At 47.0% G+C, this 11,348-nt stretch carries 7 protein-coding genes; 2 read left to right on the forward strand and 5 right to left on the reverse strand.

Annotation, left to right across the window (positions count from 1 at the left end):
• Positions 1–10 precede the first annotated feature (10 nt).
• From ACCI49_RS16290 to ACCI49_RS16310, 5 genes are all read right to left on the reverse strand, one after another.
• A complete protein-coding gene (locus ACCI49_RS16290; protein ID WP_371840138.1) occupies positions 11–919 on the reverse strand; it encodes a transglutaminase-like domain-containing protein in 909 nt (302 codons plus the stop codon).
• Positions 920–939: 20 nt separating this feature from the next.
• On the reverse strand, positions 940–2,202 hold the full coding sequence (locus ACCI49_RS16295; RefSeq protein ID WP_371840139.1) for a beta-barrel domain-containing protein: 1,263 nt from the start codon (positions 2,200–2,202) through the stop codon (positions 940–942).
• A gap of 10 nt (positions 2,203–2,212) precedes the next feature.
• Entirely contained in the window at positions 2,213–4,414 is a 2,202-nt protein-coding gene (locus ACCI49_RS16300; protein ID WP_371840140.1) for a type I secretion system permease/ATPase, read from the reverse strand.
• A complete protein-coding gene (locus ACCI49_RS16305) occupies positions 4,411–5,841 on the reverse strand; it encodes a TolC family outer membrane protein (RefSeq protein ID WP_371840141.1) in 1,431 nt (476 codons plus the stop codon). The genes ACCI49_RS16300 and ACCI49_RS16305 overlap by 4 nt, the downstream gene beginning before the upstream one ends.
• Before the next feature lie 153 nt (positions 5,842–5,994).
• Complete coding sequence (locus ACCI49_RS16310) at positions 5,995–8,268, reverse strand: BapA/Bap/LapF family prefix-like domain-containing protein (protein ID WP_371840143.1); 2,274 nt, start codon at positions 8,266–8,268, stop codon at positions 5,995–5,997.
• A gap of 272 nt (positions 8,269–8,540) precedes the next feature.
• On the opposite strand from ACCI49_RS16310, the gene ACCI49_RS16315 reads away from it, so the two are divergent.
• Together ACCI49_RS16315 and ACCI49_RS16320 are read left to right on the forward strand one after the other, a co-directional pair.
• The gene (locus ACCI49_RS16315; RefSeq protein WP_371840144.1) at positions 8,541–10,112 is read left to right on the forward strand and encodes a carboxylesterase/lipase family protein; all 1,572 of its coding nucleotides are present in this window, start codon (positions 8,541–8,543) and stop codon (positions 10,110–10,112) included.
• Positions 10,113–10,122: 10 nt separating this feature from the next.
• On the forward strand, positions 10,123–10,671 hold the full coding sequence (locus ACCI49_RS16320) for a histidine phosphatase family protein (RefSeq protein WP_371840145.1): 549 nt from the start codon (positions 10,123–10,125) through the stop codon (positions 10,669–10,671).
• Positions 10,672–11,348 lie beyond the last annotated feature (677 nt).

An 11,348-nucleotide genomic window follows, 5' to 3' on the forward strand; every position in this document is an offset into this window, starting at 1 on the left:
CAGGCTCCTACTAGTAAACTACCCAATCCATTGTCACCTTTGGCCTCACTCCATCTTCTCCAGCTCTCTTCGGAAATAAGTTAGACCAAACCCAAGTAAAGTCCCTGGTCAGGGTAATCTTGCTTATTCTTCCTATTCCAAATCCATAACCATACTGACTATCCAGGGCCAGATTTGGATCGACTGGTATCCACCTGCCATGCAAATAGACTTCAGCCGCATGATGATTTGGCTGTGAAAATTCTTTTCTTTCTGTAAATAAAAATTCCGAAGTAACTCTTGCTGGATAGCCCATTGACCTTGCCAACGCAACGAATAGAGAGGCATATTCTGTACAGTCACCAACTTTGGTTTTAAGTGCAGATAGAGCACCCTTTGTCGACTGAACCTGATATTTAAGAATTTCCTGGGGAACCTCAAATGCAGCCTTCAACTTCGATGCATCATCATTCCAGGCAGCCTCTATTTTTTGGGCCAGATTTCGTACTGACTCAGAATTCGACTCGATATATTTTCTTGGTTTTATATAGTGATCAGGGGGGCTTGGTACTCTTTTACCTGGTGCTTTTCGGTAATCAAATTCATAAAGCGTCAAATCGAAATTTACAATACGAGTAATCGTAGATCTTGCTGGAATATCCAACCTGAATTCAAGATACCTTGTACCACCCCTCCTATGCTTCAAATATTTCAGCATCTCCGGATATTCATAGCGAATTGCCACAAGCTTCTGCTGCAAGCCATCTTCAACTGGAATGGAAACCCTGTGGGTATACCCCTGTAAAGAAAATTCGGAATTATTTTCTACAGTAATGGTAGCGGCGAGAGTAACGTTTGTTGATTCATATGCCCGGCTGAATATCGACCAAAAGGAACCAAATAAAAATACTGAAAATAAGACAATATTTCTCCAAAACATATCGCACAACCTCTCAACATCTAACGCTCTCTCATCGCTTCCCCAGCCTTCGTGATCGGCTTAACCAAGTAATCAAATATTGTCTTGGTACCTGTCTTAATATCTACAGAAGCGATCATCCCAGGCACTATTGGAAACTCTTTTCCAACCTTGTTTTCTAGTGAATCTGAACGGGTTAAAATAAACACCTTGTAATAATATTCATTTGGCAAAATTTCATCTTGTATAGTATCAGGAGAGATCATTGTGACCTCTCCTGATAAACCGCCAAAAACAGCATAGTCGTAAGCGGTGATTTTAACCTTAGCTGCCTGGCCAGGGTGGATAAATGCAATATCTCTCGGGGAAATTTTTGCCTCAATTAGTAACTGATCATTCAAAGGCACTATTTCCATAAGTTTTCCATTTGGAGGAATTACTCCTCCTATGGTTGTCACCTCAATCGCTTTTACAATACCCCGTACTGGAGATCGATGTGTCAGTCTGACAAGGGTATCAGAGCGCCCTTCAAGCACAGAGGCCAATACCTCAACCTCAGCACTTACATTTGCCAATTCTTCACGCGCCCTGACCATATATTGCGAACGCATCTCCCGAATTTTTGTTTCCAACTCATTTTTTTGTCTACGCAATTTCAGCACATCAACACTACTGGCGGCTCCGGAGTCAACCAAACTACTGGTCATGGTTAATTCTTTTTTTATCAGCTCCAGAGACTCTTGCAAACCTTTAACTGATTCCAACAACCCCTGTTGACGGATATCAAATAATTTTTTCTCTTTAACTTGCAAATCTTTATATCCTGCAAGTTCATCAGGGAACTGAAGTGGTTGTCCGCTAACTTCCGCACTTAACCGAGCCACACTCGCTAAGGCGGCACGATACCTAGCTGAACTCTCTTCCATATTTGAGCGCACCTTTGTTGGGTCAAGCTGAGCTAGTACTTGTCCTTTTTCAACAATATCACCTTCAGTAACTTTTAGTTCTGCCAGGATTCCCCCATCGAGAGACTGGATGATTTGAGCACGTGATGTGGGTACTACCTTCCCACTTCCAGAGGATACTTCATCAACCTGAGCTAAATATGACCATATAATCAGAGCAACAATTAGGAGAAAAAATACCCATATCACTCGCCCAGAACGAATTAGTGACGATTCATCAACATCATCGCCGTACTGGTGCTCATGAACCTGATGTTCAATATCTAGGAGCGCAACCTGCCGTTGTGGTATAGAGGTAGGATTTACCTGTCTTAGATATGGGGCATCTTTCTCTTCCATACTTTAACTACTATGAGACCTGTTCATCCTGGAGCGACTTCTGCCTATGAGATTTAGTTAGAATTTCTAAAGCTTTATCTTTTGCTTCATCAAGCACTATTTGCCCATTACTGAGAACGATAATCCGAGTGGCAAATGCCAGGATATTAGTTCTATGCGTAGCTACAATAATTGTTCGATTGGCTGCCCATCCTTGCAGATTCTTGATAAATCTTTTCTCCGTAGACTCATCCAGTGCTGCAGTAGGCTCATCCAGCAGTAATACATTCGGCTGCCTTATCAGCAGCCGCGATAGAAGAAGGCATTGTTTCTGACCCCCAGATAAACCAAATCCACCTTCCTGTATCATGTAACCTAGCCCCTTAGGCAGCTTGTTTACAAAGCTGTCCGCGCCACTCATCCGCATTGCCCATAGAATTTCCTCATCACTGGCAGTGGGGGCACCCATGATAAGATTTTCATGAATGGTTCCATGAAATAAGCTTACTTCTTGGGCAAGGAGACCAACATCCCGCCGGATATCCGCAGGGTCAATATGATTAATGCCAATACATTCCAGTTGTAGCTGGCCACGTTTGGCCTTTAGTGCGCCTGCCATAGCATGCAACAGAGTGGACTTGCCCGAACCGTTTTTCCCAAGGACTGCAATACGTTCACCCGAACGGACTTTCAAATCCGGAATCACCAGGGCGGGTTCCTGTGCCTCCTCACCATATTGAAATACCGCGCTCTTGAAGTGAAAATCTCCCTTGATCACGGCTTTCTCAACCCGCTTTTCAGACTCGGGATTATCCACCGGCAACTGCATCAAGTGATCTATACCTTGTATCGCGGACTTTGCCTGCTGCCATCGACTCAAAACCCTAGTAATGTTCGCCATTGGCGTCATCATTCTTGAGCCTAATATTGAAGCCGCAACCAATGCGCCAGTGGTCATAGTCCCTTTCATTACCATTGGTGCTCCAAATAATACAACCAGTGCAAACACTGCAGATTGCACATTATGAGTCCAGGCTAGTAGCATGCCGACGAGGGACCGCAGCTTTAGACTCGCATCTGCGGTTACCGCATTGAAGTGGTTCCACTGTCCTTGGAATCGTTGTTCAGCCTGCATTGACTTGATATCTTCCACCCCCTGAATCGTTTCTATCAATATGGCGTTACGCAGGGAGGATTCTTTGATAGATTGCTGGGAGAGTTTTGCAAGTTTCGGCTGTAACAACAGTCCGGGAATGAGCAATAGGAAAATAGCACCTAAGGGCACGAGTGCTAGGGGTCCTGCAATCCACCACATCACAAATAGAAAAAGGAAAAAAAAAGGTAAGTCAGCAATTGCAAGCACTGTAGTAGAGGTAAATATATCTCTAACTTTTTCCAGCTCTCGAATTTGAGAAATAAAAGTTCCCGTGGATTTTGGCCTTGCCTGCCCCTGTATTCGTACCGCATGGCCAAACACCAAATCAGACATTCGAATATCCGCGCGTTTTCCTAACAGGTCAGTAATTTTTACCCGCATAGTGCGCATTATAAAATCAAATATAATGGCAAGGATCACGCCACTAAATAGAACGTAAAGCGTGGGAATAGATTCAGCAGGAATAACCCTGTCATAAACTTGCCTGGCGAAGATAATTCCAGTCAGTGCGAGTGTATTGGCTACCGTAGTGGCAACCATAATATGAGTATACGGCTTAATATCACGCAGAATAATATTGCGTAACCAGCGCTTATTGTCGGATTTGATATATTCATCAACCCTGGCATCGGTGGCTGTTTGCCTGGGCCTGAAAATTACCTGGGAGACTACTTCATCACTAATTTTAAAAAGAGGTAGCGTAATTTTTAATCCCTGATCACCACACATTAAAAGACTTACCTGGCGATCACTGGAAATCGACTCAATAACCGCGATTTGACCACCTTCAAACTGCACCACCACCGGTAAACGCCAAGGACTAATATCTGACTCCTTATATGTACAAAACTTTACCGTCATACCAGCTTGGCGCCCCATTCTTCTTAAAGTTTGATCGACTGGAGCTGTCGGGTCCCACTGCCCAGCAATACGAATGCTCTCAGGAGAACAATCCACCCGATAATGGCGAGCCACATGAATAATTGCTTCGCACCAAGGATTAAAATCAGCTAATTTATTTTTTTCTGTTGCTTCACTTTCCCCTCTTTGCCCGAACTCACTACTGCTCTCATTCAAGGCAATACCTCCACACCTTGGATCTGCCTACCGTTCAGGCTGAATGCATTGCGGAACCCACTCCTGCTATATAGGCAGTCAATTTTAAGGAGGTGCAAGTCATAAATGGTGTTATTTTTCTCAATGCGTGCCAGGTGCAATTCCTGTTCAGCATTTAAAAGGTCGATAAGAGTGCGAGTACCCAGTATTGAATACTGCTGCTTATACAGATCCCGTGTCTCAGCAATCGCGCTTTCCCTGGAGCTCAGAGTACCGAGACTCCTCATCAGACCCTCAGCTTCTTCCTGGGCTTCACGATACTTCTGTACAGTCTGCAATTGAGCAGTATCCTTTGCAGCATCTGCGGACAAAAGCGCATAACCCGCGCCTTCTTTTCCTGCTGATATCCTTCCACCCTGATATATGGGCATGGAAACATTGATAAATACACTGCTCTCCTGCTCATCAAAGACATTAGCATCAACATAAGCCTGGTCCAGATACTGGTTAACATTAGCATCAAGAGAAAATGTCGGCCAAGCGTTTGCTTTTGACTCATCAAGTTGGGCCATTGCTTCAGCCCTAGAAGCCTCAGCGATAAGTACCTCTGGAACTGCAGATAAATCAAAAGACTGCCCATCGCAAGCTTGCGCCACATCCTCAGGCACAGCCATAGACACCCTCAGAGGGGATTGCAAACCAGTTAGGTTTTGTAGCGTACTTCTCCATCTGCTCAAAAGCGCTTCTATCCGTTGTTTTGAAGCTTGGGCTGCAGCCATCCTTGACTGCGCTTGTAAAACGTCCGACCGAGAGCTGGCTCCACGTTCTTTTCGGATTTGCACAAGGTGTGTAATGGAAGATACACCCTCTATTTGTTCTTCCGAACTCTGGAGTAAGGCCTGGTAGCGCTGCACCTCAACCGTTGCCTTAGCTGTCTGGCGAGCGACTTCATCTATTGACTGCAAAACTTGTGCTTGTGAGCGGCGAACACTAGCCTTGGCTCGATTGACATTACTGGAGACTTTCCCAAAATCAAACAACAGCTGGGACACATTCAACTGTATCGCATGACCATCCCCTTCACGCTTATATTCCGTATCTTGTCCTGCAATAATCCCTGCACTTAATTGTGGGTAATAGGCAGACCGCGCAGCTTTAACTCCCTGTCTCTGTCGGTACAAGTTACCGATTGATTCCGCGATCAGAGGATGCCACCCAACAGCTCGGTGTACTGCATCGAACATACTGAGTTCACTTTGCTCAACATCATTTTTGTAGTCACGATAGGATACTTGTGCAGGAGGCTCTTCACCCTTAGGGCCTATGCCACTAAGACTAATTACTTCCGCAGAAGTGGAGCTGGTAAAAACTTCAGCTCCAATCAAATGAGTAGGAAAAATTATCAGAAAAAATAGTGTTATAAATTCCAGTCGCTTGAAGACATCCATGTTCATACGCCTGTCATGAAAGGATATTGTCAGCCTTGCGTTGAAACAAACAGCCCATCTTACGCAAGATTTATAAGGCGGCTAACTAAAGTCTAGCCCAAAAAGAACCGGGCCTTATGGCCCGGCTCCTCAGCTGGTTTACCGTTTACTTCACTAAATGTCACTAAAGCCGTTTTGCTGCCATAAATCTCCCAAGGGATCATCGATAACAGCCGAGTTATCATGGCCAGAGTGTGAACTCGCATCATCTACAGGCGAATGAGTTACCAGTACTTCGGATATCTCATCACCAAGACTGAGCTCAAAGAGTTGAATATCACGATCACCTGATTCAAGTAACTCGCCCAATGAGAGATCTCCGTCTGGATCAAACTGCTCATAGTCTCCGGCGATTTCCGCCAGCCCCTCTGCAGTTAGGACCTCCTGGTAGTAGTTATCAACTCCGCTATCGATGAAGTCAAGTTCAAGCTCTTCCAGCTGGAGCGCATCAACAGTTGTGGGGCTAGCCACTGCGCCGGCTATCTCAGAGGCATCGGTGGTGACGCCGCTTTCCGGTCCGGATTTGAGACCAACCTCATCCAAGTGCTCACTAAATACTCCAGGTAACTCCATAGTCTCCATTGAAATAATTTCGTCAATATCAAAATCTATTTCCAAATCCGGGAGTCCCGGTGGTAGCTGACTAGCATCCTCCCAATCTGCATCCGCATCACAATCCGCATCACAATCCGCATCACAATCCGCGTCGGCATCGGCATCCGCATCCGCATCCGCATCACAATCCGCGTCAGCATCCGCGTCAGCATCCGCATCAGCGTCCGCATCGGCATCGGCATCGGCATCGGCATCGGCATCGGCATCGGCATCGGCATCAGCGTCCGCATCCGCATCCGCATCGGCATCGGCATCGGCATCCGCATCAGCATCCGCATCCGCATCCGCATCCGCATCCGCATCCGCATCCGCATCAGCATCAGCATCAGCATCAGCATCAGCATCAGCATCAGCATCAGCGTCCGCATCACAATCCGCGTCAGCATCCGCGTCAGCATCTGCATCGGCATCGGCATCGGCATCGGCATCGGCATCGGCATCGGCATCAGCGTCCGCATCGGCATCGGCATCGGCATCGGCATCGGCATCCGCATCGGCATCCGCATCGGCGTCCGCATCCGCATCCGCATCCGCATCCGCATCAGCATCCGCATCGGCATCGGCATCGGCATCGGCATCCGCATCGGCGTCTGCATCCGCATCCGCATCAGCATCGGCATCGGCATCGGCATCGGCATCGGCGTCGGCGTCGGCATCCGCATCGGCGTCCGCATCTGCATCGGCGTCTGCATCGGCGTCCGCATCAGCATCCGCATCAGCATCAGCATCAGCATCGGCATCGGCATCGGCGTCGGCATCAGCATCGGCGTCCGCATCGGCATCGGCGTCCGCATCGGCATCCGCATCGGCATCGGCGTCTGCATCGGCATCAGCGTCGGCATCAGCGTCGGCATCCGCATCTGCATCTGCATCTGCATCGGCATCCGCATCGGCATCCGCATCAGCATCAGCGTCGGCATCCGCGTCGGCATCCGCATCGGCGTCCGCGTCGGCATCCGCGTCGGCATCCGCGTCGGCATCCGCATCGGCGTCCGCGTCGGCATCCGCGTCGGCATCCGCATCGGCGTCCGCGTCGGCATCCGCGTCGGCATCCGCATCGGCGTCCGCGTCGGCATCCGCGTCGGCATCCGCATCGGCGTCCGCGTCGGCATCCGCGTCGGCATCCGCATCGGCATCGGCATCGGCATCGGCATCGGCATCGGCATCGGCATCAGCGTCTGCGTCGGCATCCGCATCGGCATCCGCATCGGCGTCGGCGTCGGCGTCGGCATCCGCATCCGCATCCGCATCCGCATCGGCGTCCGCATCGGCATCCGCATCCGCATCCGCATCCGCATCCGCATCCGCATCCGAATCAGCATCTGCATCGGTGTCTGGCGGCACAAAACCTCCACCGCCGTTGTCATCATCGTGTGCAGCCACACCGACAGCGATAACGCCGAGAGTAATCAAGGCGGGAACATACCAACCAACTGTTGTAGCTGCAGGGAGCAGTGGCACACCGGCTGGACCGCCTGCCACTGTAAATGCGGGGATCAAACTCCCCGAAGCCGCCAGAAATAGGGGGTCAGACCCTCCCGTTACCGCAAGCTCACTATGGTCTCCATCTTCGTCTTCAAAATAAAAACCAGCAAGAGTAAAAATGTGACCGGATTTTAGGACGATTACAAGGTCTTCCCCTTCCTGCGAGAAAGAGGCTATTTCCTCAGGATTTACGGGTAATTCAACCAGTCCGGTAGAGGTTAACTTCAAATCACCTAGAGGCTCTTCACTGATCAAGCCTGTGGACTTATCCAAAATTTTCGTGATCATGCTCTCACCAACTTCAAACGGTGCAACTTCCTAAATACACTGTTCATGGCCTGAGCTAAAAGACGGCAAATACCCCACCTTGAGCCCATCCGTGACTAGATTCACTAATGCATTGCCTTGCTTGGATCCCGCCAAAAAATAACTGCGCCAAACTTTTTTCATGCACCCTTTTTGTATGGACGTAATTCAAAATGATTTCAAGGGGGATGCAACCGACAGTCAGTTGAATTTAAACCAAACATTAACTTTCAGAGGAACAAAGGAAGTCACCAATGACCACTGACCCTGGCATGGGAAAACATTTAAGTAATAATCTTACGCCAATGATTGATACACCTGCCGGACCTATCATCGGGTCAACAGATCTGGCAACTGGCACATACAAGTTCCTTGGGATACCGTACGCCCGTCCGCCAACAGGGAGGCTACGCTGGCTTCCGCCTCAAGATTTGTCGGCCTGGAAGACCCCTTTCCATGCAGAGAAATTTGGTATGCCGGCCGCACAGAACCCATCAAACTTAATGGAAGTTCGTGGACAAAATGGAGAACCTCCGGAAAGAGAGGAGTGCCTGCACCTTAATATCTTCTCACCAGCCATAAAGCCCGGCAAAAAGTTACCAGTGATGTTCTGGATACATGGTGGATCTTTCTATATGGGTTCGGGCTGCCAGACAATTTACAATGGACGTTATTTGGCATCCAGTGGCAGGGCTATTGTCGTTACATTTAATTATCGATTAGGTGCGCTTGGTTTCTTACGCCTTAAGGATATTAGTGACATTCCTTCTACTGGCAATGAGGGGCTTCTCGACCAAATTGCAGCGCTTAAGTGGGTAAAATACAACATTTCTGAATTTGGCGGAGACCCCAATAACATCACTATTTTTGGTGAATCCGCGGGCGCCATGAGTATCGTTACGCTACTGGAAATATCTGAATTCCGAGGACTTTACTCCCGCGCAATTGCCCAAAGCGGCCACCCAGGCGCAGTCCATACAGTAGGCCGAGCAAATCTAATGGCCGAGGCATTCATTAAGCACCTGGAAATAATTAGCAATGGAGCAGCGCCACAAGAATGTTCCACAAATATGCTACTTAAAGCTCAAAAAGCCATCCTCGACAACCCAGACATGACAAAAAATTGGGGACAACTTCCCTTTAAGCCAGTTTATGATAGCGAACTTTTAAATTGTAATACGGATCATATAATCGAAACAAAGAAAAACACAGGAACTTCACTTCTTCTTGGGAATAATTTGGAAGAGTGGAATCTATTTAGTGCAGCAAATCCAGACACCTACAACCTGGATCACAAAAAAATTTGCCAGCAATTAGAGTGGTTAATACCTGAGCGAACGTTATACCCTATAATTGAATATTACCATCGACAGGCCATCTCAATAACAGATAGTCCCTGGCCGGAGTGGAGTAGAACATGGAACCTATTGTTAACAGATTTAGTTTTCACACTACCGGGACTCAGGCATCTGAAAGCTTACGAAGGAAAGAGTTTCCATTACCACTTTACTCAACCACTTGCCGCCCAACCTCTCCTGGGTGCCTGTCATGCTGCTGAACTAGCCTATATCTTTGGTACTCATAGGGAGGAATCCCTTCAAACTCTCTACGGCGGAGAAACTGATGCACATATTCTATGCGCCACAATGCAGGAAGCTTGGCTCAGTTATGCAGAAAGCGGAAATCCAGGTAATGACTGGCCACTTTTCACAGGAATGCAAAGTAAGCGATTTGGTAATCATCCCAGAGCACGTGGATTTAATGCGGCAGAATTACTATCTGTATGGCAAGATATACCAGATGAAACACTAAATAAGTATCTGTAGCCTAGAAAACATGACCAGAATTTTTCTTGTACGCCATGGCGAAGCTGAAAAAGGAGCCAATATCCATGACCCAACCCTCACCAAACTTGGACAGCAGCAAGCCACTGCACTAGCGCAAAGTTATTCAAATATAAAACCCCTAAAGTTAATCAGCAGTCCCAAATTACGTGCCCAGCAAACTGCCCAACCTCTGGCAAACACATGGAATGTACCGATAATCATTGAAGAATCGATGACTGAAATCCCTACACCCTGTGGATTGGCGCTACAACAACGCATACCTTGGGTCAGAGATCTCATAAATCAAGAGTGGAACAAAAATGACAAACAACAAACCGAATGGAGGGAGAGAATTAATAATTATTTATTAAGTCTTACTGAAGATAGCATAATTTTTTGTCATTTCATGGTGATTAACTCAGTTATTGCTACTATTCGACAAGACTGCAAAGTTCAGCAATTTAGACCCGACTATACATCAATGACCAAAATCCAAATAGTGGAATCTGGATTAGTTTTAATGGAACTTGGAAACGACAAAGAAAGCGCCATCATATAACCGAATTACTAAAAAGTGAGAAGGAAATGATACACTGTGCTCGGGACCATATGAGGCATGGATGCCGATTACGAGCTTACAGGAATGTATTTACAACGCGTCTCGAGTGCGGTGTATTCTTTCCTTCTGACCCAGCAGTAAAATAATGAATTCATATCAGGATTTACATAACACTATATTGAATACTTTATTTATAATAGAGCCATGCCCATGAAACTTAAACTCATCAACTACCTGAAAGCCAGATTGCATGATTCCCTCTAATACCTCAGACTTACCATAGAGTTTAAAATCATGTAGTACAAAAGACAGATTTTCCATAAAGGAACGATCGCCGTAAGCAATAATAAGCAACCCGCCCGCCTGAAGTACACGATAAACCTCCAATAAGTGCGTCGTCAACCCCCCAAAGTAAATAGCACTAACCGTAATTACTTTATCGAACTCATCCGAACCTCAGGGGGGGCGCAGTGCATTTCCTTGATAAAAATTTATCCGACCTTCTTCAATATATGACGCATTAATAAACTATGCTTATAAAATCGTTTCTTATGAGCAACCTAGTGGTCCATGCGGAAAGTAATGTAACTAATGGAGAATTGTCCGTATAATGTATCTTCTATGCGTACACCTAAACCTTTTCAAGTTTCTGATAATGAAGCGTCCATTCTGAACGA

The organism is Microbulbifer epialgicus (genome assembly GCF_041447265.1).
Taxonomy (GTDB): domain Bacteria; phylum Pseudomonadota; class Gammaproteobacteria; order Pseudomonadales; family Cellvibrionaceae; genus Microbulbifer; species Microbulbifer epialgicus.

Bases quoted from the DNA above. Each gene is read 5' to 3' on its own strand.
- ACCI49_RS16315 (WP_371840144.1), top strand. From the start codon at position 8,541: ATGACCACTGACCCTGGCATGGGAAAACATTTAAGTAATAATCTTACG.
- ACCI49_RS16305 (WP_371840141.1), bottom strand. From the start codon at position 5,841: ATGGATGTCTTCAAGCGACTGGAATTTATAACACTATTTTTTCTGATA.
- ACCI49_RS16310 (WP_371840143.1), bottom strand. From the start codon at position 8,268: ATGATCACGAAAATTTTGGATAAGTCCACAGGCTTGATCAGTGAAGAG.
- ACCI49_RS16320 (WP_371840145.1), top strand. From the start codon at position 10,123: ATGACCAGAATTTTTCTTGTACGCCATGGCGAAGCTGAAAAAGGAGCC.
- ACCI49_RS16295 (WP_371840139.1), bottom strand. From the start codon at position 2,202: ATGGAAGAGAAAGATGCCCCATATCTAAGACAGGTAAATCCTACCTCT.
- ACCI49_RS16290 (WP_371840138.1), bottom strand. From the start codon at position 919: ATGTTTTGGAGAAATATTGTCTTATTTTCAGTATTTTTATTTGGTTCC.